This window comes from Lapillicoccus sp., assembly GCF_046595215.1.
Classification (GTDB): Bacteria; Actinomycetota; Actinomycetes; order Actinomycetales; family Dermatophilaceae; genus Lapillicoccus.
This window is the reverse complement of record NZ_JBKJPP010000129.1, coordinates 21,349-48,251: the sequence shown is the minus strand read 5'-3', so window position 1 is coordinate 48,251 and position 26,903 is coordinate 21,349. Positions and strand designations below refer to the sequence as shown.

General features: G+C 70.2%; 26 protein-coding genes and 1 other annotated feature. Of the genes, 13 read left to right on the top strand and 13 right to left on the bottom strand.

Features of this window, described 5'->3' with window-relative positions; genetic code table 11:
* Window positions 1-48: 48 nt before the first annotated feature.
* From ACLL9L_RS11360 to ACLL9L_RS11350, 3 genes are all read left to right on the top strand, one after another.
* On the top strand, window positions 49-1,338 hold the full coding sequence (locus tag ACLL9L_RS11360; RefSeq protein ID WP_411284770.1) for a thymidine phosphorylase: 1,290 nt from the start codon (window positions 49-51) through the stop codon (window positions 1,336-1,338).
* Window positions 1,339-1,641: 303 nt separating this feature from the next.
* A complete protein-coding gene (locus ACLL9L_RS11355) occupies window positions 1,642-2,010 on the top strand; it encodes a cupin domain-containing protein (protein WP_411284769.1) in 369 nt (122 codons plus the stop codon).
* A 28-nt stretch (window positions 2,011-2,038) separates the two neighbouring features.
* On the top strand, window positions 2,039-3,202 hold the full coding sequence (locus tag ACLL9L_RS11350; protein WP_411284768.1) for an adenosine deaminase: 1,164 nt from the start codon (window positions 2,039-2,041) through the stop codon (window positions 3,200-3,202).
* Here the strand turns inward: ACLL9L_RS11350 and ACLL9L_RS11345 are convergent.
* Window positions 3,195-4,010 (bottom strand): RDD family protein, encoded by an 816-nt coding sequence (locus ACLL9L_RS11345; RefSeq protein ID WP_411284767.1) that lies wholly within the window; start codon window positions 4,008-4,010, stop codon window positions 3,195-3,197. The two genes, ACLL9L_RS11350 and ACLL9L_RS11345, sit on opposite strands and share 8 nt — an antisense overlap.
* A 96-nt stretch (window positions 4,011-4,106) precedes the next feature.
* Between ACLL9L_RS11345 and ACLL9L_RS11340 the strand changes: the two genes are divergently transcribed.
* Entirely contained in the window at window positions 4,107-5,105 is a 999-nt protein-coding gene (locus ACLL9L_RS11340; RefSeq protein ID WP_411284766.1) for a stage II sporulation protein M, read from the top strand.
* Between the two features lie 3 nt (window positions 5,106-5,108).
* Here the strand turns inward: ACLL9L_RS11340 and ACLL9L_RS11335 are convergent, their stop codons facing one another.
* The 6 genes from ACLL9L_RS11335 to ACLL9L_RS11310 form a co-directional block, all read right to left on the bottom strand.
* Complete coding sequence (locus ACLL9L_RS11335) at window positions 5,109-5,801, bottom strand: aspartate/glutamate racemase family protein (RefSeq protein ID WP_411284765.1); 693 nt, start codon at window positions 5,799-5,801, stop codon at window positions 5,109-5,111.
* Between the two features lie 4 nt (window positions 5,802-5,805).
* Window positions 5,806-7,098: a DUF58 domain-containing protein gene (locus ACLL9L_RS11330; RefSeq protein WP_411284764.1), complete on the bottom strand. Its 1,293-nt coding sequence runs from the start codon at window positions 7,096-7,098 to the stop codon at window positions 5,806-5,808.
* Between the two features lie 127 nt (window positions 7,099-7,225).
* Window positions 7,226-8,257: an AAA family ATPase gene (locus ACLL9L_RS11325; RefSeq protein WP_411284763.1), complete on the bottom strand. Its 1,032-nt coding sequence runs from the start codon at window positions 8,255-8,257 to the stop codon at window positions 7,226-7,228.
* Window positions 8,254-9,465, bottom strand: a complete 1,212-nt coding sequence (locus ACLL9L_RS11320) for a DUF4350 domain-containing protein (RefSeq protein ID WP_411284762.1) — start codon at window positions 9,463-9,465, stop codon at window positions 8,254-8,256. Before ACLL9L_RS11320 ends, ACLL9L_RS11325 begins: the two co-directional genes overlap by 4 nt.
* Window positions 9,462-10,364: a DUF4129 domain-containing protein gene (locus ACLL9L_RS11315; protein WP_411284761.1), complete on the bottom strand. Its 903-nt coding sequence runs from the start codon at window positions 10,362-10,364 to the stop codon at window positions 9,462-9,464. Before ACLL9L_RS11315 ends, ACLL9L_RS11320 begins: the two co-directional genes overlap by 4 nt.
* Window positions 10,361-11,521 carry a hypothetical protein gene (locus ACLL9L_RS11310; RefSeq protein ID WP_411284760.1) on the bottom strand — a complete coding sequence of 387 codons (1,161 nt, stop codon included), beginning with the start codon at window positions 11,519-11,521 and terminating at the stop codon, window positions 10,361-10,363. The genes ACLL9L_RS11315 and ACLL9L_RS11310 overlap by 4 nt, the downstream gene beginning before the upstream one ends.
* A 197-nt stretch (window positions 11,522-11,718) precedes the next feature.
* On the opposite strand from ACLL9L_RS11310, the gene ACLL9L_RS11305 reads away from it, so the two are divergent.
* Both ACLL9L_RS11305 and ACLL9L_RS11300 read left to right on the top strand, forming a co-directional pair.
* Window positions 11,719-11,880, top strand: a complete 162-nt coding sequence (locus ACLL9L_RS11305) for a hypothetical protein (protein ID WP_411284759.1) — start codon at window positions 11,719-11,721, stop codon at window positions 11,878-11,880.
* Between the two features lie 54 nt (window positions 11,881-11,934).
* Window positions 11,935-12,441, top strand: a complete 507-nt coding sequence (locus ACLL9L_RS11300; RefSeq protein WP_411284758.1) for a DinB family protein — start codon at window positions 11,935-11,937, stop codon at window positions 12,439-12,441.
* Window positions 12,442-12,825: 384 nt separating this feature from the next.
* Here the strand turns inward: ACLL9L_RS11300 and ACLL9L_RS11295 are convergent, their stop codons facing one another.
* The 5 genes from ACLL9L_RS11295 to deoC all read right to left on the bottom strand — a co-directional run bounded on the left by ACLL9L_RS11295 (window position 12,826) and on the right by deoC (window position 17,412).
* Window positions 12,826-13,257, bottom strand: a complete 432-nt coding sequence (locus tag ACLL9L_RS11295) for a hypothetical protein (RefSeq protein ID WP_411284757.1) — start codon at window positions 13,255-13,257, stop codon at window positions 12,826-12,828.
* Window positions 13,258-13,409: 152 nt separating this feature from the next.
* Window positions 13,410-14,021, bottom strand: a complete 612-nt coding sequence (locus ACLL9L_RS11290) for a uridine kinase (RefSeq protein WP_411284756.1) — start codon at window positions 14,019-14,021, stop codon at window positions 13,410-13,412.
* On the bottom strand, window positions 14,018-14,950 hold the full coding sequence (locus ACLL9L_RS11285) for an aldehyde dehydrogenase family protein (protein ID WP_411284755.1): 933 nt from the start codon (window positions 14,948-14,950) through the stop codon (window positions 14,018-14,020). Before ACLL9L_RS11285 ends, ACLL9L_RS11290 begins: the two co-directional genes overlap by 4 nt.
* The gene (locus ACLL9L_RS11280; RefSeq protein ID WP_411284754.1) at window positions 14,947-16,407 is read right to left on the bottom strand and encodes an aldehyde dehydrogenase family protein; all 1,461 of its coding nucleotides are present in this window, start codon (window positions 16,405-16,407) and stop codon (window positions 14,947-14,949) included. The genes ACLL9L_RS11285 and ACLL9L_RS11280 overlap by 4 nt, the downstream gene beginning before the upstream one ends.
* 12 nt (window positions 16,408-16,419) lie before the next feature.
* Window positions 16,420-17,412: a deoxyribose-phosphate aldolase gene (gene deoC / locus ACLL9L_RS11275; RefSeq protein WP_411284753.1), complete on the bottom strand. Its 993-nt coding sequence runs from the start codon at window positions 17,410-17,412 to the stop codon at window positions 16,420-16,422.
* Window positions 17,413-17,536: 124 nt separating this feature from the next.
* Between deoC and ACLL9L_RS11270 the strand changes: the two genes are divergently transcribed.
* The 5 genes from ACLL9L_RS11270 to ACLL9L_RS11250 all read left to right on the top strand — a co-directional run bounded on the left by ACLL9L_RS11270 (window position 17,537) and on the right by ACLL9L_RS11250 (window position 21,741).
* On the top strand, window positions 17,537-18,154 hold the full coding sequence (locus tag ACLL9L_RS11270) for a PH domain-containing protein (protein WP_411284752.1): 618 nt from the start codon (window positions 17,537-17,539) through the stop codon (window positions 18,152-18,154).
* 660 nt (window positions 18,155-18,814) lie between these two features.
* Entirely contained in the window at window positions 18,815-19,063 is a 249-nt protein-coding gene (locus ACLL9L_RS11265) for a transposase family protein (RefSeq protein WP_411284751.1), read from the top strand.
* 228 nt (window positions 19,064-19,291) lie between these two features.
* Complete coding sequence (locus tag ACLL9L_RS11260) at window positions 19,292-19,498, top strand: hypothetical protein (protein WP_411284750.1); 207 nt, start codon at window positions 19,292-19,294, stop codon at window positions 19,496-19,498.
* 939 nt (window positions 19,499-20,437) lie between these two features.
* A complete protein-coding gene (locus ACLL9L_RS11255) occupies window positions 20,438-21,142 on the top strand; it encodes a hypothetical protein (protein WP_411284749.1) in 705 nt (234 codons plus the stop codon).
* A gap of 98 nt (window positions 21,143-21,240) precedes the next feature.
* Window positions 21,241-21,741, top strand: coding sequence for a signal peptidase I (locus ACLL9L_RS11250; protein ID WP_411284748.1), 501 nt, complete (start codon window positions 21,241-21,243; stop codon window positions 21,739-21,741).
* An 86-nt stretch (window positions 21,742-21,827) separates the two neighbouring features.
* On the opposite strand, the gene ACLL9L_RS11245 is transcribed toward ACLL9L_RS11250, so the two are convergent.
* Window positions 21,828-23,098, bottom strand: a protein-coding gene (locus tag ACLL9L_RS11245) for an IS3 family transposase (RefSeq protein ID WP_411284747.1) whose coding sequence is annotated in 2 segments (ribosomal slippage) — window positions 21,828-22,816 and window positions 22,816-23,098 — 1,272 coding nt in all. Because the reading frame shifts where the segments join, the coding sequence is not laid out codon by codon here.
* Window positions 22,686-22,817, bottom strand: a sequence feature (AL1L pseudoknot). (Overlaps the previous gene by 132 nt.)
* A 707-nt stretch (window positions 23,099-23,805) precedes the next feature.
* On the opposite strand from ACLL9L_RS11245, the gene ACLL9L_RS11240 reads away from it, so the two are divergent.
* Window positions 23,806-25,350, top strand: a complete 1,545-nt coding sequence (locus ACLL9L_RS11240; RefSeq protein WP_411284746.1) for a sensor histidine kinase — start codon at window positions 23,806-23,808, stop codon at window positions 25,348-25,350.
* 23 nt (window positions 25,351-25,373) lie between these two features.
* On the top strand, window positions 25,374-26,111 hold the full coding sequence (locus ACLL9L_RS11235; protein ID WP_411284745.1) for a response regulator: 738 nt from the start codon (window positions 25,374-25,376) through the stop codon (window positions 26,109-26,111).
* Window positions 26,112-26,903 lie beyond the last annotated feature (792 nt).

Genomic DNA, 26,903 nt, shown 5'->3' with positions numbered 1-26,903 from the left:
CCGACTGACGCCGTTGGCGACATCGGAGACGTCGGCCATCATGGGACCATGAGCGAAGCCTTTGATGCCGTCGACGTCATCGTCTCCAAGCGGGAGCGCGGTGAGCTGTCGGACGCGCAGATCGACTGGGTCGTCGACGCCTACACGCGAGGCGTCGTCGCCGACGAGCAGATGTCGGCGCTCGCCATGGCCATCCTCCTCAACGGGATGAGTCGTCGCGAGATCGCGCGCTGGACGGCGGCCATGATCGCCTCCGGCGAGCGGATGGACTTCTCCTCCCTGTCGCGCCCGACCGCTGACAAGCACTCGACGGGCGGCGTCGGCGACAAGATCACCCTCCCGCTCGTCCCGCTCGTCGCCGCCTGCGGGGTCGCGGTGCCGCAGCTGTCGGGGCGCGGCCTCGGGCACACCGGCGGGACCCTCGACAAGCTCGAGTCCATCCCTGGGTGGCGCGCCACCCTGAGCACCACCGAGATGGTCGCCCAGCTCGAAGACGTCGGGGCGGTCATCTGCGCCGCGGGGGACAGGCTGGCGCCGGCGGACAAGAAGCTCTACGCGCTGCGCGACGTCACCGGCACGGTCGAGGCGATCCCGCTCATCGCGAGCTCGATCATGAGCAAGAAGATCGCCGAGGGCACCGGGTCGCTCGTCCTCGACGTCAAGGTCGGCTCGGGCGCCTTCATGAAGGACGTCCACCAGGCCCGTGAGCTGGCCGAGACGATGGTGGCGCTCGGCACCGACGCGGGTGTCACGACGGTTGCGCTGCTCACGAACATGCAGACCCCGCTCGGTCTGACAGCCGGCAACGCCCTCGAGGTGCGGGAGTCGGTCGAGGTCCTCGCCGGCGGGGGCCCCGAGGACGTCGTCGAACTGACCCTCACCCTGGCCCGCGAGATGCTGGCCGCCGTCGGGCGCACCGGGGTCGACCCCGCCGAGGCACTGCGGGACGGTCGGGCGATGGACGTCTGGAAGCAGATGATCCGCGCCCAGGGCGGCGATCCCGACGCCGCGCTGCCCGTGGCCCGGCATACCCATGAGGTCCGCGTTCCCGCCGACGGCGTGCTGACCCAGCTCGACGCGCTCAAGGTCGGGGTCGCCGCCTGGCGGCTCGGAGCCGGTCGGGCCCGCAAGGAGGACCCGGTGCAGGCCGGCGCCGGGATCGAGATGCACGCCAAGCCGGGCGCCTCGGTCCGTGCGGGCGAGCGGTTGCTGACCCTGCACACCGACACGCCCGACAAGTTCGACCGGGCGATCGAGGCCCTCGACGGGGCGTTCTACATCGCCCCGGACGGCTCGCGTCCCGACCTCCTCCCGCTGGTCATCGACCGGATCGAGTGACCGGTGCCGGTGAGGACTGCGGGGCCGACCAGACGTGGAGCGAGACCGGCTGGAGGAGTCGTGGGGCCGGAGGGCTGACGGGGGTGTCCCGCGCACTATGCGCTGCCCACCACGGTGGGCAGGGCATAGTGCGTGAGCTGGGTCAGTTGGGTGAACGCCCCTGGCACCCCCTGCGCTGCCCACCACAGGGGGCACGGGCATAGTGCCCGAGTGGGGCGGTTGCGACCCAGGCATGGAGGGCGCGGTCGGGCACGGTTGAGGGCGTGGTCGGGCGAGGGGACCGGGCCTCGTTAGTCTGGCTGCGTGCCCCTCCTCATCTCCACGCCCACTCGCATCCCGATCCCCGGCGGCAAGGTCATCGACGAGCACGTGGGGGCGGTCAACACCCCCACGACCGGCCTCGACACCTCGGTCTCCGTCGCCCACATGGTGGCGCCGCCCGGCTGGAGTGAGCCCTTCCAGACCCCCGAGTTCGGCGAGATCACCCTCGTTGTGAAGGGCACGGTAGTCGTGGAGCACGACGGCGGCCGACTCGAGGTCCACGCCGGCCAGTCGGTCATCACGACCGGCGGTGAGCGGATCCGCTACTCGTGCGGAGCGGACGGCGCCGAGTACGTCGCAGTCTGTCTGCCCGCCTTCAGCCCGGACACCGTGCACCGCGACGCCGAGTGAGATGACGACCGTGAGTGAGATGACGACCATGAGCCCCGCCCCGACCGGGCCCCCGACGGACGACACCCTGCGACGCGCGCCCAAGGCGGTGCTCCACGACCACCTCGACGGCGGACTTCGCCCCCAGACGATCCTCGAGATCGCGGATACTGTTGGATACCGAGGGCTTCCGGCGCACGACGCCAACGCCCTCGGTGTCTGGTTTCGTAACAGCGCGGACTCGGGGTCGCTGCCGCGCTACCTCGAGACCTTTGACCAGACCCTCGCCGTCATGCAGACCGAGGAGGGACTCTTCCGCGTCGCCAGCGAGAGCGTGCAGGACCTGGCTGCGGACGGCGTCGTCTATGCCGAGAGCCGCTACGCCCCGGAGCAGCACCTCGTCACGGGTCTGGGCCTCGAGCAGGTCATCGAGGCGGTCAACGCCGGTCTGCGCGAGGGCGAGCGCCTGGCGGCCGAGGCCGGGTCACCGATCCGGGTCACCGGGCTGCTCACGGCAATGCGGCACGCCGCGAAGAGCCGGGAGATCGCCGAGCTCGCCGTGCGCTACCGCGACGAGGGGGTGTCCGGCTTCGACATCGCCGGCGCCGAGGCGGGCCACCCGCCCACCCGGCACCTCGACGCGTTCGAGTACCTCCGCCGCGAGAATGCCCACTTCACCATCCACGCGGGCGAGGCGTTCGGGCTGAAGAGCATCTGGGAGGCCATCCAGTGGTGCGGCGCCGACCGGCTCGGCCATGGGGTGCGCATCGTCGACGACGTCACCATCGCCGGTCTGCCCTTCACCGAGTGGGTCGATCACGCCGCCGCGTCGGGCACGACCTTCGACGACGTCGACCTGGGCACCGTCCACCTCGGTCTGCTCGCGGCCTACGTCCGCGACACCCGCATTCCGCTCGAGATGTGCCCGAGCAGCAACCTTCAGACCGGGGCAGCGCAATCCATTGCGCTGCACCCCATCTCGCTGCTCAAGCGGCTCCGCTTCCGGGTGACCCTCAACACCGACAACCGGCTGATGAGCGGCACGACGATGACCCGTGAGGCGTCCGGGCTCGTCGCGGACGCGGGCTGGACGCTCGAGGACCTCAGGTGGGTGACGATCAACGCCCTCAAGTCGTCGTTCCTTCCTTTCGACCAGCGGCTCGCCCTCATCGACGAGGTGGTCAAGCCCGGGTATGCCGATCTCCTCAGGTGAGGTGGTCGGGCACGGCCAGCCGCCGGCGCAGCGCGGCGTCCCGGGCCATCCGCTCCGCGTCCCGACGCCGACGGTCGGCGACCACCGCCGCCAGGACGTACTCCGGGTGGTTGCCCGGGGGCGGCGGCGGTGAGACGTAGAGGCTGACCTCGTCGAGCAGGTGGCGGCCCATCTCCTCGCGCGCTCGTGGCGTCATGGTGAAGGCCGCCGGGAGGAAGGTGCGCACCGCCATGGCCAGCTGGTCGGGGATCTGGCTGATGTCGGCGGACACCGCCCAGGTCGCGAGGTGCGGCGGCATCGCCACGGGTGCGGGCAGCCGGGCCAGGACCCGGTCGCGCACGACGTAGGTGCCGGCCACCACGTCCCCGAGGCGCTTGCCCCTCGGGTTGATCGTGGAGGTGATGACGGCGGGGATGCCCCAGAAGAGATAGACCTCCACGACCCCGAGCAGACCCCGAGCGAGCGCGTGGCGGAACGTGATCGGCCCGGCGTCGTCTCGTACCGTGCGCAGGCCGGCGGCCAGCTTGCCGACGCTGCGGCCGCGGGTCAGGGTCTCGACGGTGACGGGGTAGGCGACCCAGGCGAGGACGAAGCAGACGAGCAGGACCGCGGTGTGGAGCGCGTCGTCGAGCTGGCCGGAGAGCGACTCGCCGGCGTAGACCACCACCCACGTCACGAGCCAGACGATGACGTAGTCCAGCAGTCCGGAGAGGATCCTCGGCCCGATGGAGGCCGGCGGCAGGTCGAGGGCCACGGCCTCGCCGGTGACGAGGTCGTCCTCGCCGACACCTATCGTCGCGCTGCTCATCCCCACCCCTTCCCTCGACCGACCACGCTCCGGAGCCTAGCTCCACGGCATACCGAGCTCCACGGCATACCGAGCTCCACGGCATACAGTGACGGCGTGGATCTCGACGCCTATGTCCTAGCGCACCAGCACGAGTGGGCGCGCCTGGACGAGCTGTCGGGCCGGCGTGGGCGGCTCAGCGGCGCGGAGGGCGACGAGCTGCTCGACCTCTACCAGCGGGTCGCGACGCACCTGTCCGAGATCCGGTCCCGCTCTCCCGAGCCGACGCTCGTGGCCCACCTGTCCTCGTTGCTCGCCAGGGCGCGGCTGCGCTCGGTCGGCACGCGGACGCTCAGCTGGGACGACGTCGTCCGGTTCTTCACCGACACCTTCCCGGCGGCGCTCTACCGCACCCGGCGATGGTGGATCGCGACGATGGTCGCCAACCTCGTCCTGGCCTGGGTCATGGGGTGGTGGTTCGTCGCCAACCCGCAGTTCGAGTCCGCCCTCATCTCCCCGCAGGAGGTCGACCGGCTCGTCAACAGCGACTTCGCGAGCTACTACAGCGAGTACGCGGCGGGCAGCTTCGCCTTCAAGGTCTGGACGAACAATGCCTGGATCACGGCCCTCTGCATCGCGCTCGGGGTGCTCGGGCTGCCGGTGATCTACCTCCTCTTCACGAACATCGTCAACCTCTCCCTGATCGGGGGTCTGATGTGGGCCCACGACCGGGCCGGCCTGTTCTTCGGACTGATCCTGCCGCACGGGCTGCTCGAGCTGACAGCCGTCTTCGTCGCGGCGGGCGTCGGCCTCAAGATCTTCTGGGGCTGGATCGAGCCGGGCCCGCGCACCCGGATGGACGCCATCGCGCAGGAGGGCCGGGCGGCGATGTCGGTCGCGATGGGGCTGGCCCTCGTCCTGCTCGTGACAGGCATCATCGAGGCCTTCGTCACGCCCTCGCCGCTGCCCACGTGGGCCCGGGTCGGGGTCGGGTTCGTGGCCGAGGGCGCCTTCTTCGCCTACGTCTTCACGGTGGGCCGGTGGGCGGTGCAGCGCGGCGAGACCGGTGACGTCGCACGCCGCGACCAGGGTGACCTCGCCCCGGTCGTCGGCTGAGGTTCAGCCTCCCGTGGCGAGGGTCAGCGCGGCCTCGACGTGGATGCGTGTCGTCGCGAAGAGCGGCACACAGGCGTCGGCCGGGCCGATGAGCAGCTCGATCTCGGTGCAGCCGAGGATGACACCCTCGGCGCCGGCGGCGACGAGCCGCTCGATCACCTCGACGTAGGTGCGCCGCGACTGCTCCCGCACGACGCCGACACAGAGCTCCTCGTAGATGATCCGGTGCACCTCGGCGCGGTCGCTGGCGTGGGGGACGAGGACCTCGAGGCCGTGCGACTCCAGTCGGTCGCGATAGAAGTCCTGCTCCATCGTGTAGGCCGTGGCCAGCAGTCCCACCGTGACCACCCCGGCCGCACGGACGACCTCGGCGGTGGCGTCCCCGAGGTGCACCAGCGGGATGCTGACGGCAGCCTGCACCTGGTCGGCGACCTTGTGCATCGTGTTGGTGCAGATCAGCAGCAGCTCGGCGCCGCCGGCCTCGAGCCCTTGCGCTGCCCGGGCGAGGAGCTCCCCGGCGTCGGCCCAGCGGCCCTCGGCCTGCAGGTGCTCGATCTCGGCGAAGTCCACCGAGTGCAGCAGGCAGCGCGCCGAGTGCAGGCCACCTGAGCGCTGCCTGGTCAGCTCGTTGGCAAGGCGGTAGTACTGCGCGCTCGACTCCCAGCTCATGCCGCCGAGCATCCCGATCAGCTTCACCCGGTCACAGTAGGCCCTGGCTCTTGAGCAGGAGGTAGTGGTCGGCGAGCCGGGGCGGCAGGTCCTCGGGAGGGGCGTCGACCACGGTCACGCCGAGCCGCCCGAGGACGGCGGCCGTGCGTTGGCGCAGGGCGAGCGTTCGCTCGGCGGCCGCCGCGTCGAACACCTCGGCCGTCGTGCCCCGCCGCGCCGCCATGGCGGTCAGGGCGGGGTCGCTCACGGACGCGAGGACGACGCGGTGGTGGGTGGTCAAGGTCGCGAGCGTCGGCAGCAGCGACTCCTCGATGGCGGCCGGCTCCAGAGCCGTGAGCAGGACGACGAGGGCGCGGCGCCGGCTGGTGTCGGCGATGGCGGCCGCGAGGGTCGGCCAGGACGCCTCGAGCAGCGCCGGCTCGAGGGGGGCCATCGCCTGCACGAGGTCGCCCAGCAGTGTCGTGCGGCTGGCGGCGGTGACCCGGGCCCGCACCCAGCGGTCGCCCGCGATGAGGTCGACCCGGTCGCCGGCGCGGGACGCGAGCGCCGCCAGCAGCAGGGCGGCGTCCATCTCGCTGTCGAGCCGGGGCATGTCCTCGACCCGGCCGGCGGACGTGCGGGACGTGTCGAGGACGAGGATGACGCGCCGGTCGCGTTCGGGCTGCCAGGTCCGTACGACGGCGTGCTGGCGCCGGGCCGTGGCGCGCCAGTCGATGGACCGCACGTCGTCACCCTCGACGTAGTCGCGCAACGAGTCGAACTCGGTGCCCTGGCCCCTTACCCGCACGGCGGAGCGGCCGTCCAGCTGGCGCAGGGCCGCCAGCCGGGACGGCAGGTGCTTGCGACTGTGGAAAGGGGGCAGGGCCCGGATCGCGCCACCGACATCGACCGACCGCTGCCGGGCGCCCAGTCCGAGGGGCCCGTAGCTGCGTACCGTCACCCGGTCCGCCAGCCGGTCACCGCGCCGGGTGGGGGACAGCGCCGTGGTGAGGCGACGGCGCTCACCTGCCTCGATGCGGACCCGGTGCCGGTCGGTGGCTGCGCCCGCAGAGGGCTGCCACGCGTCACGGACGACCCCCCGCAGGGTCCGACGTCCCGAGTTCGTCACGAGCAGGGCGGTCGAGCCCGTCGCGCCGAGTCGCACCTGGGCGCTGGTCTCACGCTCGAGGACGAGGCGCCTCGGGCTGACCGCGAGGAGGAGGTCGAGCGCCGTCAGGGCGAGGCAGAGTCCAACCCAGGCCAGGACGGTCTGGCGGGTCGGTTGCAGGACCACCGCGACGAGGCCGGCGAGCAGCAGCAGCGGCAGCCGCCCGCTCACCGCCACGGGAGCACCCCCGGGCCACGGCGTGTATCCGGCAGGTCGGCTGCCGGGGCGACCGGAGTGCCGGACGCAAGGTGGTGGTGGGGTCCCGGGGGGAGGTTGAGGAGGTGGGGGGAGGGCATCGGGGACCTCAGCGGGGCACCGGAACCGAGCCGATGGAGCTGGCCAGGACCGACGCGACGTTGACTCCCTCGAGCTCGGCCTCCGGGCGCAGCGTGAGCCGGTGGGCGAGGGTGGCCTGGGCGAGGGCCTTGACGTCGTCGGGGGTGACGAAGGCGCGTCCGTTCATCCAGGCCCAGGCGCGGGCCGTCGCGAGCAGCGCCGTCGCACCCCGGGGGCTGACCCCCAGCGAGAGCGAGGGCGCGCCCCGCGTCGCGCGGGCGATGTCGACGATGTAGCCGGCCACCTCCGGGGCGACGCCGACCCGCTTGACCGCCTCGACACCGGCCGTGAGGTCGTCGGGGCCGGCGACGGCGCGGATGCCGGCGGCGTCGAGGTCGCGGGGGTCGAAGCCGCGGGCGTGCCGTTGCACCACCTCGAGCTCGTCGTCGCGGCCCGGCACCTGCAGCACGACCTTGAGCAGAAAGCGGTCGAGTTGCGCCTCGGGCAGCGGATAGGTGCCGTCGTACTCCACGGGGTTCTGGGTCGCGGCGACCATGAAGGGCTGGGGCAGGAGCCGGGCCCGGCCCTCGACCGAGACCTGACGCTCCTCCATCGCCTCCAGGAGGGAGGCCTGCGTCTTGGGGGGAGTGCGGTTGATCTCGTCGGCCAGCAGGAGGTTGGTGAAGACCGGCCCCTCGCGGAAGGCGAAGTCCGACGTCTTCGCGTCGAAGATCAGCGAGCCGGTGATGTCACCCGGCATGAGGTCGGGAGTGAACTGCACCCGCTTGGTGTCGATGGCCAGGGCCTTCGCGAGGGTGCGCACGAGGAGGGTCTTGGCGACGCCGGGGACGCCCTCCAGGAGGATGTGGCCTCGGGACAGCAGGCAGATGATGATGCCCGAGACGGCCGCGTCCTGGCCCACGACCGCCTTGCCCACCTCGCTCCGGACGGCGAGCAGCGCCTGTCGGGCACGGTCCGACTGCGAGTCGGCGTCCGCAGACGGCTGCTGGCCGACCGGGGGCTGCTGGCCGACCGGGGGCTGGGGCATCGGGTCGGTCATGTGCGGCGTACCTCTTTCTCCAAGGCCGCGAGCTGGGCGGCGAGACCGAGCAGGTGCCTGTCGGCGGACGGGGGTGGACCGTGCAGGAGGAGGTCGACCTCCTCGGGGCGGCGGCCACTGGCGGCGGCCACGGCGAGCATCAGCGTCTCGGGGGAACCGGTGACCGGCAACCCGAGGTAGCCCGCCGCCCGGCGTCGCGTCGCGTCCTGCAGCACGAGGGCAGCCCGGCTGGCGTCCCTCGCGCGGCGGTAGATCCGGCCGCGGCTCTCGGTGGTCTCGACGGCGCGGACCACCACGGGGAGCGGTTCTCGCACCAGCCGGCCCAGGCGCCGGCCCCGCCAGAGGAGTACGAACAGCACGGCGATTGTCACGAGCAGGAGCCCGGGTCCGAGCCACGGCGGCAGGAGGTCGGAGGCCCGGGAACGGTCGGTCACCGGGACGTCCGATATCGACGGCACATACCAGACGAGACGGGGAGACTGCCCGAGGGTGCGCAGCACGATGGCGGCGTTGTCGGCGTCGTCGAACTCCTCGTTGGTGAGGGCGCTCGTGCTGCCGAACAGGACCAGAGGTGCGTGACGTGACGAGGCTGGCAGGGCGAGGTAGACCGAGTGGCCGTCATGCGTGAGGCAGGCGGCGGCCGGCAACGAGGCGAGCAGCCGGAACTCGCTCTGGGAGTGGGAGACCCGCTCTCCGGCGCGCACGTCGGTGGTCGTGCAACCAGTGCCGGTGGTGGCGAAGTCGTCGGAGCTGCGCCGACGTTGCTTGACGTCGATGTCGGGGCTGAGGTAGCGCACCACCCACGGGTCGGGGTTGACGACGACCAGGCGTCTGGCCCCGAGGGTGGCTGTGGCCAGGCGGTCGATCGTCTCCTCGGCGAGGTCGCCGGTGGTGGCCACGAGGACCGTGGTCCCGGCGTCCGCCCCGGCCCGCTCGAGCTCGGTCTGGCCTCGGGCCACGGTCACCGCGACACCGTGATCGGCGAGGACCCGCGCCAGGGCCTGGGCTCCGGTGGGGGAGGGGTTGCGTGGGTCGAGAGCCTCTCTGGTGGCCGGACCCGGCGACTGCCAGGTCATCACGACGGCGATGAGGGCCACCACGGCTGCGATGACGACCCACCTCAGCCGGCGACGTCGCGTCGCCGGCCCCGTGTGCGCCGCCTCCGCTTCGTCGACCGTCGATCGGTCCCACAGCGTCGTCGTCGTCATCCGCGGGTCCCGGTGGTCCACAGCGACTGCGCGGCGTCCGGATCGGGGTCCACCGGGGAGTCCCCGACGCGAGCAGCCCGCGACGACGTAGCGGGCGCCGACGCAGCCAGCAGCGACGCCGAGGGCGTCCGGATCAGCTCGGGTCGCGCCCGTCGCAGGGTCTCCTCGGTCGAGCGCACGCTCTCGGCGTCCGCGCGAGCCGCGCGCCGCCCACCGTAGGCCACGGCGTCGAACAGGTCCGTCGAGGCGTGCACGGCGCTGGTGTGGGCCGGGAACACGGCGGCCAGCTGGTCCCCGATCTCGTGAGCGGTCAGCGCCGGGGCGTCGGTCAGGAGTGTCCGGTCGTCGGCGTCCCGGGCGATGGCGCGGGTGTAGTCGAGCACAGCATCGTCCCAACGGTTCTCGGCCATCGCGGCCGCTCCCCGGACGCGCAGCTGCTGCGCGGTGAGGGCGGAGCTGCCGAGCACGGTCCGACGATCCTTGACCGTGGCGGCCTCGACCCGGACCTTGGTCAGGAGGTAGCCGATGCCGACGGCGGCGGCAACGACCACGAGCGCGATGACGAACGGCGGCAGGCTCACCCCACCCGTCCCCTGGCCGTCCTGCAGGTCGGCGAGCCGCTGGCCGAGCCAGCGCATGAGCCGTTCGAAGAGCGAGCGCGTGTCGCGGTAGCCATCCTTGGCGAGCTCGTCGGCGGCCCACCGGCGTGCCTCGTCGCCGGACGGGTCGAGGTCCGCCGGGACGGCCGTGCCCGACACGGACATGGCGTTGAGGGCGGTCCCGACCCGGGCGCCGAGCTCGGCTCCGAGGGCGTTCCCCGAGACGTTTTCGAAGGCGTTCCCGAAGACATTCGCGAGGGCGTTCGATAGGGCGTTCGCTGGGGCCGACAGTGCCCTCACCGCGGGCCTCCCAGGCGCGTGCTGGCCGCCCGAAGCAGGACGAGGTCGAACCCCTCCTTGCGCATCCGTTGGTCGATGTAGAGCAGCGTGCTGGCACCCGCGACGAACGGGATGACGACCGAGGCGGCCAGGACGGTCGAGAGGTTGATGGCCAGCCCCCCGACGAGGTCGTCCACGGACGGCGTGAGGTCGGCCGTGAGCCGCAGCAGCGCGCCGACGAGGTTGAGGGGCAGGTCGATGACGACGAAGACAACGAGGGCGAGGGCTGCGACGACGAACGCCGTGCCGCTGACCCGCCAGAACGATCCCGCCGACAGGGCCCAGCCGCGACGCAGGGCACTGCGGACCCCGAGCCTCTCGAGCACGAGGGCCGGCGCGGCCAGGGCCGTGCGGGTCGCGACGAACACCGACCAGGCCACGACAGCCAGGCCGAGCGCCACCCCCACGACGACCAGCAAAAGGCCCGGGGCGTCGGCGAGACCGGCCACGAGGATGACGAGGAGGACGACGGGAAGGGCAAGGGCTGAGATGACGAGCAGCTGCAGGCCGATGAGGGGGAGCAGCCGAGGTCGGGCGGTTGCCCAGAGCTCCCCGAGCTGCGGCCGACGACCGAGGGTGGCTTCCGCGACGGAGTGGGCGAGCAGTCCGGAGAGGAGCGAGGCAGCCAGCCCGACCCCGACGGCCGTGAGAAGGGTCGTGGCGCTCGTCGCGTCGATGAGCGAGTCGAGGCCCAGGGCGGAGTACCACGACCCGCTCAGGGCCAACCCGGAGACCAGGAGCGAAGGGACGATGGCGATCGCGAGGACGACCAGCGCGAGACCCCATACCGGGCCGGGGTTGCGCCGGAAGTGCTTGACCGCTGCGTCGAGCAGGTCGCCGGTGGACATCGGGCGCAGGGAGATGATCCCCGGTTTGTGGGCGGTGGCCGCGAGCACGTGGCTCGCCGCCCGACTTACCGACGGGCGGCGCTGGTATGCCGTGGTGCCGGCGTCTGCGCCCGGCGCGGCGAGGGCACCGGGGAAGGACTCACCCGGCATACCCGCAGCGCCGTGGGGTGGGGCCTGCGGGTGGTCGAGCCCGCCGGGCGGCAGGTAGGTCGGGCGACGCTGACGTGGCTCCTCGCCGGGCGCGCCGGGAGGTGGGCCGAACCCGCTCACGGCCGACACTCCCGAGTCCACCGTGCCGACACGACCCCCCCTGACCTCGCTCTCTCTCACCGTGCGGCAAAGGTATCAGCGCGACCGCAGCGCACGACGCCTCGTCCGGTTCATGATGAGCCCTGACCGCCGGACCCCGTGCCGTGGTGGCGCGACAGGCCGCTTCGAGCGGTCACCGCCCGCAGGACTGGGTGCGGGTGGAACATGGTCGCGACACGCCGCTCGTCCACATCAGCAACGAGGACGGCGGTGGCTGGACGACCGTCGCGATCGACCGGCCGACGCGGGAGTGGTCGGTGGCCCAGCGGGACACCCAACGGGACGCGGCGACCGCTGCCCTCAGCGGACCCTACGAGTGAGGACGTGCAGCAGCTACGTGATCGGCTGTGGCACCCGGCTGGTAAGCAGGGCCCATGAATGACGAACGCGTGGACCCTCCGGTCGTGGCTGAAGAGCGGGCGATGCTGCGGGCCTGGCTCGACTGGCACCGCTCGACACTGGCCTTCAGGTGCCAGGGCCTGACCGAGGAACAGTTGCGGCGCCAGTCGATGCCGCCTTCGACGCTGTCGCTGCTCGGATTGGTCCGGCACCTGGCCGAGGTCGAGCGGACATGGTTCCGCCGGGTCATCGCCGGTGAGGACATCCCGCTGGTGTGGTCGGACCGGTTCGACTTCCAGGAGGCCTACGACGCGACGACCGCCGACATGGGCGAGGCGTTCGCGTATTGGGAGGCGGAGGTGACGGCCGCGCGGGTGGTCGAGGGCGCGGCGGAGTCGCTGGACGTCACGGGCTACCAGGACAAGTGGGACGAGTGGGTGTCGCTGCGGTGGGTCTTCATGCAGATGATCCACGAGTACGCCCGGCACAACGGGCACGCCGACTTTCTTCGGGAGGGCGTCGACGGGCAGACCGGGGCCTGATCCCCGGCCCCCGGGCGCCAGACTTCGCCGGCGGTGCTTCCGCTCTGAGGGAGAAGCATCCGACAGACGACCGCCCCCACGGCGATCGAGGCGGCTCACGCCGGTCAGGCACACAGCCGCCACCTTTGCAGCGGTCGCGGTCGTCAGGGCCGAGGTCCACGGTGACAACGGCGGCGTCTCCGCCCCCGAGGTCGCTCGACGCTCGGTGTCTGCAGCCGTCTGCGGTCGGACTGAGTCCGAGCTTGATGCCGACGAGGAGCATGGGCAGCGCGGCCACGACGAAGCTGGGCCGTAGGTCGACCTGCACGAGCAGGCCCATCCCGGCGATGGACGCCGGCTCGAGCGCGACGCGGGGGCCCCGCCCCCACAATCCGGTCGGAGCGGTCACGGTGCGGACTCCGCACCTGCTGTCGCCGAGTCGGTGGGCGACCCGCGCAGCCGCCGGACATCCTGAGACGTTGATCCGGAGCTGGCCGATGAGCGCATCGCCGCGGCCAGACCATCCGCGCTGTGACGCCGCGCCGGCTCGGCCAGCGCTTGCTGGGCAGCGCACTGCGCGACCTGGAGCCAGTCCGGCACGGACCCCGTCGGTGACGCCTGGGCACCGCTCGGATCGACACCACCTGCATCGCCCGTGCACTCCGTCGACGCTGCCAGCGCGGCTGCGCTCCCCCGGCCGGGTGCCGACTTCCAGGACGCCAGGTCGCCGGAGACCTCGCCCAACGCCACGCCGGAGACGGAACCACCGGGCCGGGTCCAAGGCGTTGCTGGGCCGCCCACCTGACCCGCGTCCTCGTGCTCCGGCTGCTGCTCCATGACGACAACGCCAGGACCGAGCACTGACACCCCCTCGGAGGTCGCCGCCGAACGTCGTTGTCCACCTTAGGTGTTCACGTCGTGGCACTATCCACAACGATCAGTCGGGCCCGCCGGACGGGCTGGTGAGGTCGCCATACCGGCCTGCGGGTTCAGCCCCGCGAGAGCCGCTCCTCGGCGCGAGCGGGTGACGTGCGCGTGGCCCCCAGCCGTTCCATCCGGGCGACCACCGCGGGCTCCGCCCGGCACCGGGCCAGGCCGCGCCGCACGAGGATGTGCGGCGCCTTGCGTCGTTCTGACAGGTCGCGGGCGAGCCTGCGGGCGAGGGTGATCCACCGGTTGTGACGGATGCACCAGGCCGAGTGGAGCAGGCCCTCGTCGCGCAGCCGGTGGATGATCTCGGCTCCGAAGATGCCCTCGGCGACCACGAGCTGCCCGACGCCGGCGCGCACCCGGGCGCTCCCCGTGGCCCGGGACGCCCCGATGTCGTAGACGGGCACCTCCGCCCGACCACCCGAGACCAGCGCCCGCAGGGCGTCCACCGCCGAGTCCCCGTCCCACGACCTCGGGTCGTCCCAGTCGACGAGGTGGGTGTGGCCGAGGTCGGTCTTGGGCAGGGACGGGTCGTCCCCGTCGCGGTAGAAGTCGTCGAGCCGCACGACCAGCCACCCGTGGGCACGGTGCAGGCGTGCCGCGAGCCGCGACTTCCCCGAGCCCGACGGTCCGGCGAGGATCACGACCCGGGCCAGGTCGGGGGTGCTCACCGGCCCTTGGGGTGCCAGACGGTCTTGGTCTCGAGGTGGGCCCGGAGCCGGCCGAGGTCGGGCGTCACCGTCCAGTCCGGCTCGACGGCTGCGGCACCGGTGCCGGACGGGCGCAGGACCCGCTTGAGGTTGCCCGCGGCTTCGCGCTCCAGGTCGCCCCAGACCACGCCGTCGGCGCCGGCGGCCCCGGCCAGGTCGATGGCGTTGACGTCGCGGTGCGACGCCAGCCACGGCGCTACCTCGCCCGTGCGCGCGGTGATGATGTTGACGACGCCGCCGGGGACGTCGCTCGTCGCGAGGCTCTCGGCCAGGGTGATCGCCGGGACGGGGCGCTCCTCGCTCGCCAGGACGACTGCGGTGTTGCCCGAGACGATGACCGGGGCGAGGACCGAGACGAGGCCGAGCAGCGACGACGCCTGGGGCGCGAGCACCGCCACGACGCCGGTCGGCTCCGGGGCTGAGATGTTGAAGTACGGTCCGGCGACGGGGTTGAGGCCGCCGAGGACCTGGGCGATCTTGTCGGACCACCCTGCATACCAGACCCAGCGGTCGATGGCCGCGGCGACAGAGGCGCGGGCCCGGGCCGGGGTGAGCCCCTCGGCGGCGGCGACCTCGGAGGCGAACTGGTCGAAGCGGCCCTCCATCACCTCGGCGACGCGGTAGAGCACCTGACCCCGGTTGTATGCCGTGGCGCCGGCCCAGCCGGCGAGGGCACCCCGGGCGACGACGACGGCGTCGCGGGCGTCCTTGCGCGAGCCCTGGGCGGCATTGGCCAGGAATCGCCCCCGGGTGTCGGAGACGACGTAGGAGCGCCCGGACTCGCTGCGGGGGAAGGCCCCGCCGATGTAGAGCTTGACGGTCCTGCGCACGTCGAGGCGCGCGTCGGTGCCGGACCGCGTCGAGGTGGCGCGGGTCGAGGTGGGAGTCACTGTCCGGCTCCGGTCGTGACATAGGACTCGAGTCCGTGGAGGCCGCCCTCGCGGCCGTATCCGGACTCCTTGTAGCCGCCGAACGGCGACGTCGGGTCGAACTTGTTGAAGGTATTGGCCCAGACGACGCCGGCCCGCAGCTGGTCTGCCATCCACAGGATCCGCGAGCCCTTGTCGCTCCACACCCCGGCGCTGAGACCGTAGGGCGTGTTGTTGGCCTTCGCCACCGCCTCCTGTGGGGTCCGGAAGGTCAGCACCGACAGGACCGGCCCGAAGACCTCCTCCTGCGCGATCCGGTGGGTCTGGGCGACGTTCGTGAAGACCGTTGGGGGGAACCAGAATCCGCGGCCCGGCAGGTCGCAGGGCGGGCTCCAGCGCTCGGCGCCCTCGGCCTCACCGATGTCGGACAGCTCACGGATGCGGGCCAGCTGGGCTGCCGAGTTGATCGCTCCGAGGTCGGTGTTCTTGTCCATCGGATCCCCGACCCGGATGGTGGCGAGGCGGCGCTTGAGCTTGCTGACGACCTCGTCGTGCGCCGACTCCTGCACCAGCAAACGGGATCCGGCGCAACAGACGTGGCCCTGGTTGAAGAAGATGCCGTTGACGATGCCCTCGACGGCCTGGTCGATCGGGGCGTCGTCGAAGACGATGTTGGCCGCTTTGCCGCCCAGCTCGAGGGTGGCCCGTGTGCGGGTGCCGGCAATGGACCTCGCGATGGCCCGGCCGACGTCGGTCGACCCCGTGAAGGCGACCTTGTCGATGCCGGCGTGCTCCACGAGCGCCCGGCCGGTCTCGCCCGCGCCGGTGACGATGTTGACGACGCCCGGTGGGAGGTCGGCCTGCTGGCACACCTCGGCGAAGAGCAACGCGGTCAGCGGCGTCGTCTCGGCCGGCTTGAGGACGACGGTGTTGCCGCACGCGAGCGCCGGGGCGATCTTCCAGGCCAGCATGAGCAGCGGGAAGTTCCACGGGATCACCTGCCCGACGACGCCCACCGGTCGCGGCGGCCCGCCCCCGGCGGGTGCCAGCCCGGCATACTCCAGCTTGTCGGCCCATCCCGCGTGGTAGAAGAAATGCGCTGCTGCCAGGGGGATGTCGACGTCGCGGGACTCCTTGATCGGCTTGCCGTTGTCGAGGGTCTCGAGCACCGCAAACTCGCGGGCGCGTTCCTGCATGATGCGGGCGATGCGGAAGAGGTACTTGCCACGGTCGGTCCCGGACATCCGGCCCCACACCCCGCGGTATGCCGTGCGGGCGGCCCTGACCGCGCGGTCGACGTCGGCGGCGCTCGCCTGGGTGATGTCGGCGAGGACCTCCTCGGTGGCGGGGCTGATGGTCTTGAAGCTCGTCCCGGCGCTGCCCTCGACGAACTGGCCGCCGATGAACAGACCGTAGGAGGAGTGGATGTCGACGACGGTCCGCGACTCGGGAGCGGGGGCGTACTCGAACGTGGCCATGGTGGTGGTTCCTCAGTCGATCGTGACGTAGTCAGGGCCGGAGTAGGCACCGGTAGTGAGCTTGTGCCGTTGCAGCAGCAGGTCGTTGAGCAGGCCCGACGCCCCGAAGCGGAACCAGTCGGGGTCGAGCCACGCGTCGCCGGCGACCTCGTTGACCATGACGAGGTACTTCAATGCGTCCTTGGTCGTGCGGATGCCACCGGCCGGCTTGACGCCGACCTGGGTGCCGGTGAGCTCCTGCCAGTCGCGGACCGCCTCGAGCATGATCATCGTGACCGGCAGCGTCGCGGCGGGGGCGATCTTGCCGGTGGACGTCTTGATGAAGTCACCCCCCGCCAGCATCGAGAGGTGGGACGCGCGGCGGACGTTGTCGTAGGTCACGAGCTCGCCGGTCTCCATGATGACCTTGAGGTGCGCGTCGGGGGCGTCGTCGCGGCGGCACGCCTGCTTGACGGCGACGATCTGGTCGAAGACGCGCAGGTAGTCACCGCAGAGGAAGGCCCCCCGGTCGATGACCATGTCGATCTCGTCAGCGCCGGCGGCGACGGCGGCGCGGGTGTCGGCGAGCTTGACCGGCATACTCGCGCGTCCTGAGGGGAAGGCCGTGGCGACGGCGGCCACGTGGATCCCGCTGTCTCCCAACGCTTGTCTGGCAGTCCCGACCATGTCGCCGTAGACACAGACCGCAGCGGGACGAGGGGTGGTCGGGTCGTGCGGGTCGGGGACGAGCGCCTTGGCGCAGAGCGACCTGATCTTGCCGGGCGTGTCGGAGCCCTCAAGCGTCGTGAGGTCGATCATCGAGATCGCCATGTCGATGGCCCAGGCCTTGGCGGTCGTCTTGATCGAGCGGGTGCCGAGAGACGCGGCCCGGCCCTCGCACCCGACCTGGTCGACCCCCGGGAGTCCGTGGAGCCAGGTCGTCAACGCCCTGTTCGTGAGGCGCCCGACGCCGAGGAGGTCGCGGGCGAGCGCCGCGGCGTCGCCCTTGACGGCTGGTGAGGTCACCACGGGAGTCTACGGGCAACGGCGCGGGGGACGGGTGCTGCTCCGGGGCCGTCGGTGCGTGAGAAGATGGCCCATCCGGCCCGGTGAACCCGGGCGTGTCAGCCGTTCTGGAGACGTCCACCGCATGGCCCGTTCTGCTCCCGCGCCAGAGGCTCTGCGCACCCTGCGCCAGCGGGGGTCCATCGCCCTGGGGACCGTCGCCATTGTCGCCTGCGTCGGCATGGCCCTCGCCTCGATCGTCAGCGGTGAGCCGTCGTTGGTCCTCATCGGTCTGATGCTCCTCGGTGCGGCCATGGGCTGGGTCCTGCTCGTGCGCCCGTGCGTCGTCATCACCCTGCACGGGATCCACCTCGACAACCCGATCCGCCGGACCGTCATCCCGTGGTCGCAGGTGCAGGACGTCTCGGCGCGCTGGAACCTCGAGGTCTACTCCGGTGACCACGCCTACCCCGCGTGGGCCATCGCCTCGCACATCGAACGGCCGGCAAGCCAGGGCATGCTGGGTTTCGGCGCCCTGGGGCGCGCGTCGCAGCAGGATGTCGCGCCTGCGCCGAAGGAAGGCACGACGGTCGGCAGCGCCTCCAGACTGCTCGAGTCGGCCATGGACGAGTGGCGCGAGCTCGCAGCCGAGGGACGCCCTGAGGCACAGACCGGGGGGACGCTGACCCGGACCTGGCAGCCGCTCGACATCGCGGCGCTGGCAGTGCCGATCCTGCTCGTCGTCGTCGGCATCCTCCGCTGACCCGCCTCTGGAGAACAGCACCGATGCGCAACCAGTGTGAGGGATACGATCGTTGACGTGAGCAGCTCCGACGAATTGCTCTCTCCCGGTGTGAACAGGTCCATCGTCTCGGCCTACCTGCATGACCGTCGTCAAGCGACGCTGCCGACACTGATGCGGCTCCTCAAAAGCGGCAGGTTGCGAGCTGCGCATATAGCTGGTGCCCTACGACGATCATGACGACGTCCTGGGCGAACTGGAGCAGCATCGCCCCTCAGCGGAGCGCGAGGCGTGGGATCGCCATCAGGTGGCCGGGTGGCGAAGGATCGCGACGCCGTCCCCGGCGCGCTGCGAGAGCGGAAGAGAGCCACGGCGAAGGCGTGAACGGCGCGCACTTTGACCCGCTGATGATCGTCCAGGCGCTCAACCATCGCGGCGTCGAGTATGTCGTCGACGGAGGCTACGCCGGCGAACTGCACGCACGCCGCGGAGCCTCCGACCCGCGACATCGACGTCACTCCGCGAGCCACGCCGGCGAACCTCGGACGGCTCTCCCAGGCGCTCACCGATCCTGACGCGCCGATCCGCAAGCGGGGGGCTCCCCGGGGCCTCGGCAAAGCCGGCTTGTAGGGCGCTGACCAGCGGTTTGTGGTGGGGCGGGTGTGACGGACGTGGCGTGAGGTGCTGTCGAGCGAGCGTGGGAGTCGCGGTGACGATGGAGATCTCACTCAACCCTCGACACCGCGGTCCCACGCCGCCGTGCCACCTTGTCTCATCCCTGGACTGTCTCGTTCGCTGCCGAGCGAGGTGTTCGCTGCCGTCCCCGACCCGCGGGACCCGCGCGGGGTCCGCCACCCCCTCTCGAGGGTGCTCGTGATCGCCCAGGCCGCCGTCGCTGCGGGCGCCCGGACCCTACTGGGGGATCAGTGAGTGGGCGGCCGCTACCAACCGAGAAGCGTTGACCCGCCTCGGGATCGACGCCCACGTGAACCTGCCGTCGGAGTCCACGATCAGGCGCACTCTCGCCGCGGTCGACGGCGACGACCTCGACGAACGGATGGCAGTCTGGATGGCCACCGGGTCGGGCACCTCGCCGGGCGCACCGTTCTCGCCGTCGACGGAAAGTCCCTGCGTGGCGGGACACCCAAGGGCGCGGTCATGCCTCACCTGCTGGCCGCGCTGCACCACGGCAACGGCGTCCTGGCGGGACAGCGCGCTGTCGCCACGAAGAGCAATGAGATCCCCGCCCTCCCGCTGCTGCTGGCCGGGTTCGACCTGGAGCAGGTCGTGGTCACCGCGGACGCCCTGCACTGCCAACGCGGCACCGCGACCTACATCACCAGCGTGGAGGGCACTACGTGCTGACCGTCAAGAACAACCAGCGTCGCGACCTGGATCCAAGGACACTGGTTGCGGCCCAAGTCGTCCAGGTCCGCCGCACCCCGAACCCTCAACGGCCACAGGACAACTGAAATCGTGTACGCGATCTGTTCCCTCCCACCGTGAGCACCAGCCACGGACGCCGGGTGGCGGTCTTCGTCGAAGACGACGTCGCGGACGCAGTGCAGGACGTTCTCGATGGGAGGTCGCGGGGGACCTGGGTCCACGGCAAAGGCCTTGAGCTGGGCACGCAGCCGAGGCGCTGGGGAAGTCGAGCCAGGTCGAGGCGGGTCCGACGCACCGTCAAGAGCGTGACCCAGCTACGCACCGATTCCGGACCACACGTCATGGCCACCTGCGCGACACCGCCATCAGCCTCCTGCGCCTGACCGGCTGGACCAGCATCGCCGCCGGCCCACGACATCACACCCGCGACAGCCAACGACCCGTCGAGCCCCTCGCCACCCCATGAACCGACTTTGCCGAGGCTACGGTCACACCTCTCGTATAGCCCGACGGGCAGCGTTCCAACGGCGTTGCCGTGGTCGTCGTCCTCACTGGCTGACGGGACTCTGTAGGTGTCCGTTTCCTTGGTAGCCAGCTGGTTGGATGCCATCAGTCCTGTCGTTCATCATTGACCGAGGCGCCCGCGACCTAGCCTTGGCACGCCGTAGGGCAGCAACTCCGGGCTATCCGCGCCATCCCGGGCTTTGCCAGCAGCGTCGGGTCGCTGGTGCTTAAGCGTCCGTTCTCGACGCGGCCGGCGAGCTGGCGGACGATTCATCTGCCCAACGGGATCATCAATTTTTGCACTGAGGTTCATCAATTTTGGTGATGATCGCGATGACTCGGCCAAGGATCGTTCTCTTTGGCGGAGGCGCTCGCAGCCGCACCGGCATTACATGTTTAGGAAGCAGACTCCTCATGGCACGTTCCCGCAAGTTCCTTGCCGGCGCAGTCGGCGTGGCGGCTCTCGCGCTCGCCGCCGCTGGCGTAGGCACCACAGGTGCCTACTTCAGCGACTCTCACCCAGGGTCGATCAACGCGTCGACTGGTGCCGTCATAGTCAACCCAACTAGCAGCCTGGATTTGAACTTCACCAAGTTGCTTCCAGGGGAGTTCACGAAGCAGGCCGTGTCCTACACGGCAGCCGGCAGCGGTACCGAAGACATCTGGCTCGTATTCCCGACGCTTCCGACGAGCGATACGGCCTTCCTCAACGGGCAAAAGGGAACTCTCGGCGAGAAGCCCGCTCTGGGTCGCTACGGCCACTTCGCCGTCATGCAGGGCAACAACACGTTGTTCACCTCGTACAACCTGACGACCGCTGCCAATCCCGGTGGCACCGACTCTTGCGGAGTTGACACCAACGGCCACGGCGGAAACGCCGAACAGGCTACCAGCGCTACCACCGGCTACCCCCCCTACTGCCCCGTCCCGAACGCCATCAAGCTCGGCGACAACCTGAGCTATGGCCAAACAGGAGCTGCCGATATCACCTTCGGCTACACCAAGTTGCTCCGGGCTGACACGGCCCAGAACCAGGGACCGGTGGTAATTGCCCCGTTCAGGCTTGTGGCGACGCAACACGGCATCCTACCGAATGACGTGAACAACGTCACGCGCTAGGTATCGAACAGTTTCGTTTCGCATCTAGTCCGCCGACCGGTGGTGGGCCGCGGAATAACGTGGCCCACCACCGGTTCGTGGTGAGGGGAATGTCAGCTATGTCGGTCGTCCGCAAGACCAGCCTGTTGCTCGTGACGGTGTTGATCGCGGCGATGGCGACCGCCGGGGTCCTGGCCTGGACCGGCGGCTATCACCTCTACATCGTGAATACCGGATCTATGGCCCCCGCCCTCGTGGCTGGTGACGCAGTGCTGGACGGCCCGCCGAAGGGCGCGTACCGGCCGGGCGAGATCATCACGTTCCGCCACTCGAGCCTGACCACTGATCTGGTGACCCACCGCGTTGCCGAGCTTGAACCGGGGCTCATCCATACCAAGGGCGATGCGAACCGTACTCCAGACGCTTGGGACATCCGCCCCGACCAGGTCCAGGGCGTTGTCGCCATGCGACTACCCGGCCTGGGATACGTCCTGATCTTCCTCAAGAAGCCCATCGGCATCGCCTCCATCTTCGTTGGCGGGCTGGCACTCTTGTTGATCTGGCGACTGGTCGTTCCCGCCAAGAATGCCACCAAGGAATCCGACGCCCTCGTATCTTGACTGGTGAACCCAACGCAGCACGAGGCGGTTTGAAGCCTCCCCCCGCAGGGCGGCTCCGAAGGGCCAACTGAAGCGCCCCGGGTTTGCTAGACGGTCAGTTCTGCCGCGAGCGGCTGCTCGGCGGCGTGGTTGTGACGGTAGTACTCAGCCTCGGCCTCTGCTGGAGTGGCGTACTTTAAGGACGAGTGGATCCTTGTGTGGTTGAACCAGTCGACCCAGCCGAGTGTCGCGAGCTCGAGGTCGTCCGCGCCGCGCCAGGGCCCCTCCCAGTAGACGAGTTCGGCCTTGTAGAGCCCGTTGACCGTCTCGGCCAGGGCGTTGTCATCGCTGTCCGCGACAGTCACGATGGAGGCCTGCAGGCCTGCCTCGACGAGCCGGTCGGTGTACCGGATCGAGGTGTACCGCGACCCGGCGTCGAAGTGGTACACGAGACCGTTCACGTCGTGCCCGGCGCGGCCGCGGTGCCACAACGCCATGTCCAACGCGTCCAGCGGCAGATCGGTCTTCATCGACCGAGCCGTTCGCCATCCCACGATCATCCGGGAGAAGACGTCAATCGCGAACGCGACGTACACGAACCCGGCGAAGGTGGCCACGTTGGTGAAGTCGAGCACCCACAGCTCGTTCGGGCGGGTTGCGGTGAAGTCCCGCTTGACCAGGTCCGCAGGGCGTGCCGCGGCGGCGTCGCGGATCGTGGTCCGGACCCTGCGATCACGCCGAACCCCTTTAAGGCCAGCAGCCTTCATCAACCGCTCCACCGTGCACCGCGCGACTGGGGACCCCTCCACGGTGACGCCCTCCCGGCGCAGCTGGTGGTAGACCTTCCGGGCCCCGTACAACCCGCCCCGGGAGGCCTGGTGGACCCGGCACACCTCGTCCAGGACCAGCTCGTCACGGACTGCCCGCGCCGAGCGGGCCCGGGAACGAGCCGCGTAGTAGGTGGACGGGGCGATCGGGCAGCCGTGCTCGGTGAGCACCCTGCCGATCGGCACGACCCCGAACCTCTCGTGGTGGGCCTCGATGAACGCGGTCACCACGGCAGTCGCGGGTCGAGCTCCCGCGCGAAGAAAGACGATGCCGCGAGCAGGATCTCGTTGGCCCGCTTCAGCTCACGGACCTCGGCCTGCAGCTTGCGGATCGAGGCGGCGTCCCCGGTGGTGGTCCCCGGCCGGCGGCCGTCATCGATCTCGGCCCGCCGGACCCAGCCGCGCAACGTGTCGGGCACGACCCCAACCTTGGGCGCGATCCGCTTCGCCGCGCCGTTCATCGACAACGAGGGATCCTCGCTCATCGCCTCCGCGACCAACCGCTGCGCCCGGTCACGCAGCTCATCCGGGTACTTCCTCGGTGCTGGCATAACTCCACCCTTCCGTGGAATTAGACCCTCCACCAAACCCGGGGCGCTTCAGACCCACGACAACCCGTCCGTCAGCTGCCCCAGCACATCCTCGTACGACCCCTCCGAGGACAGCACCATCCCGATCGAGAAGTGCGCCATCACTAACTGAACGATATCGAGGTCAGCCTCGCCTGGGAAGACCTCTGGACCACCCCCACCACCAGACCACCCCGGCCACAACGGCCCCAAGGAAACACCTCAACGTGGAAGAGCCGGACAGACCGGCCGATACCGCACGCCACGGACCGCACCCGCCGCAGAATTTCCCTCGAGACCAGCCCTCAGACCTTCAGGAGTGACCGTCGGTGGATTCACGCCAACCTCGGTTGAACCAACCCTTCGCGAGTCCAATTTTCATGCCCCACACAGGCATTCGCGTGTTACGACCCGCCCGATAGCGTCACCGACTGGTGGGTCCAGGCTGATAACCGTCGGCGACCTGCTGTGGTGATGGCGGCTTCTGGGTGATACCGCGGATTGAGGATGTTCCCCGATGATGATTGCTACGCTGTGAAGGCTCAGCATGGTTTGGGCCATCGATCCGGGGGATACATGCCTGTCATCATTCGACCATCTGTTACTCACCGTGGAGAGTCTCTGACGCTCCGTAACACGGATTCTCGATAGTGGTACAGGGGTCGTCCATCGAGAGCCGACGGAGGCTGTTGGTCGTCGCAGTCCTGGCCGTCCTCATGGTTGCGGCCGCCAGCGCGCTGCCGTTGCTGGTCACGCCGGCCAACGTGGAGCAGATCGAGTCGGTGCTGAGACACCTGCAGACCGCCATCCTGTTCGGCGCGGCGAGTCTCGGATTGCTGAGCGGACGCTGGTCGGCCCGCACTTCCGTCGGATTCGCCTGCGGGGCACTGCTCGTCCTTGCCTTAGCCGCTGCCGTATCCGCGACATCAGCAGGGAAAGCCGGGTGGTTCCCTGTGATGACCACGGCTGGCGCTGCGCTTGCTGTCCTGCTTCTAATCGTTGCCGCCGCCGTTCCCGAGGTGCACGATGCAACGTCGCTGCGGGGACTGCTCACCCGGGAGAGCGGCCCCGTTGCTTTGCTCGCGCTGTTGGCGCTCGCTCCCGTCGTGAGGGCTCTACTCGTGGCGGGGATGGCCATGCCCGCGTCCGTTCGGATAGTGCTTAGCGGACTGGTCGCCGCCGGCTGGCTGTTCGCGGGCGCACAGGTGTTCAGGCTTGATCGAGCTCGGCTGGCGTGGCTGCCAGACGTCCTGGTGGTTCTCGCGGTGGCGGCAATCGTCCGCGCGTTCGGCAGGGGGGCCTGGTCAGGGTCCCAGCTGGTCGCCTTGGGGCTGGAAGCCCTCGCCGGCACTTTCGCATTCTTCGGCGCCGCCATGTCCGCGCGGGCGGCCCTTGTCAGCACGACCGCGGGCATGACGAGCATGCTTCAGGATCTGAGCGCGATGCAGGACGAGGACCGCCGACGCCTCGCCGAGGAGAGCGAACGACTCCACGAGATTCGCTCACTGCTCGCCGGTCTGCGCGCAGCAACGGGCAGTCTTCGCAAGTACGAGGACAGCCTCGACCCCGGTGTACGGCGCCGGCTCGAGGACGCTGTGGGTGCCGAGCTGACCCGGCTGAACCATCTCGTCGACCCAGACGTGCCGGAGGTCGCCGAGGAGCGCGTGCTCGACCTCGAGTCTGCCGTGAAATCCGTGGTGGTGGCCGAACGTGAGCAAGGGCTGGTCGTCACCACTGACATCTCGGAGGTCCACATCCGAGGACAGGCCGCCGAGATCGCGACGCTGGTCTCGGATTTGCTCGTGAACGCGCGCGTACACGCGCCCGGCTCCGTCGTGCGGGTGAGCTCGCGGGTCCAGGGTGACGTGGCCACCCTCGAGGTGCGTGACTGGGGACCCGGGTTGTCGGCGAGTGAAGCCGCTCACGTGTTTGAACGGTCCTTCCGCGGGGCCAGACCCATCGCCCTAGGCGTTCCGGGGTCCGGGCTCGGGTTGCACAACGCGCGTCAGCTCGCACGGCGTATGCACGGCGACCTGCGATTGCGCGTTCCCGCGGGGGGAGGGGCGTGCTTCGTCGCCACATTCCCCCTCGCGCGGAAGGAGGTCGACCGCGCGCCGTCGTCCCGGCAGGTGCTCCAGGCGCCCGAGCCAGACTGGTCTGCCGACCAGTCCGATGTCGTCGAAACGGTCCGTTGCGTCGACCTACGGCCCAACTTGCTCCGCGCGACGCCGTGATGATTGCTCCGCGCGAAGCCGTGATGAGAACCACCGATCCAGTCGGGCAAGCAATCCCAGGTCTGCGGCTGGCCGAGGACAGTGCCGCGGCCGACCTCGACCGGGGGGCGGTCACCGTCCTCGTCGTCGAAGACCATGCTCTGCTGGCCCAGAGCCTCGTTATCGCGCTGGACGCGCAGGGCTGCACCGCGCAGGTCGCCGACCTCGTCGACCGTGCCACGTTGCTCCAGCAGGTGCGCACGCAGCGACCTGCCGTGGTCCTGCTCGACCTGGACCTTGGTGCGCTCGGCGACGGCGTGGCCCTGGTGCAGCCGCTGACCGCGCTCGGCGCGCGCGTGCTCGTGGTCAGCGGCACCACCGATCGGGTGCGACTGGCCGAGACCGTGGAAAAGGGGGCGGTCGGGCTCCTGGCCAAGACGGCGCCGTTCGAGCAGTTGCTGTCCACCGTCCTCGATGTCGTAGCGCAGCGGGTGGTTCTGAGCACTGCACGTCGCTATGACCTGATGGCAGAGCTTCGAGTTGCTCGGGCAGCCCGCAGCCGGGACCTCGCGCCCTTCCAGTCCCTGACGCCCAGAGAGCGGACGGTGCTGGCCGGCTTGGCGCACGGCCAGCGAGCCGAGACCATCGCCGCCACCGCGGTGGTGTCGGAGGCAACGGTGCGCAGCCAGATTCGTAGCGTCCTGGCCAAGCTCGGTGTCAATTCCCAGCTGGAAGCGGTGGCCCTCGCATGGACGGTTGGCTGGTTCGCCGGGACGCACTGATCCTTGCGGCGCCGATCGCTCCGCGCTGATGAACCCTTGCACGTATATCAATTCGCGCAAGGCGACTTCATCAATCTCGGCGATGTGCGCAGCGTCCGCGCGAAGGATCGTTCACCTCGACGGAGGCACACGCAGCCGCATCACGGGGGGTCCCCGAAGGTCTCCCCTTCTCCCACGACGGTGCATCACTTGCCAACGTTGGCACCTGGTACCTCACCTGTACGTTCGGTGAGCTCGACATCAGCTTCATGGCGACCGGGACCCAGGGCTACGACGACCGAATGCGCACGGCCCTCGGTGAGGACACGGTAACCGTTGAGCATCGTCGCGTCTGGTCGCCGGACGAGATCGGTCAGGCCGGTGTCGAGGGTCGGAGCTCCAGCTCGAGCTGGGCCAGGAACTGTCGCAAGGTGAGTCCCTCGGACTGGGTGATGGAGCCGGGCCTGTAGTCGTCGTTGACCGCCGCGTCGAGATCGACGTCGGCCAGGTCCGGGCGAGAAGGTTGACGAGCTCGTCGTGGGCGAGGCGGACCTCGTGCTCGTTGGCGGTGACGACGAAGTCCGCGACCGCGTCCCAGCTGGACTCGTAGTCATCGACCCAACCGCAGTGCAGGTAGTTGCTGAGGAGGCCCTTGAGGCCCGGCTCAGCGCGAGCCTTCGCGACGTCGGCCCTCAGGACCTGTGCACGGTGCCGGGAGATCGCGTCCGACCGTTCTGCGGAGGCGAAGTTGACAGGTCGCAGCTCGACCTCGAGGCGGGTGAGGAATCCGGTCGCCGTCGAGTTGTCCCCCGG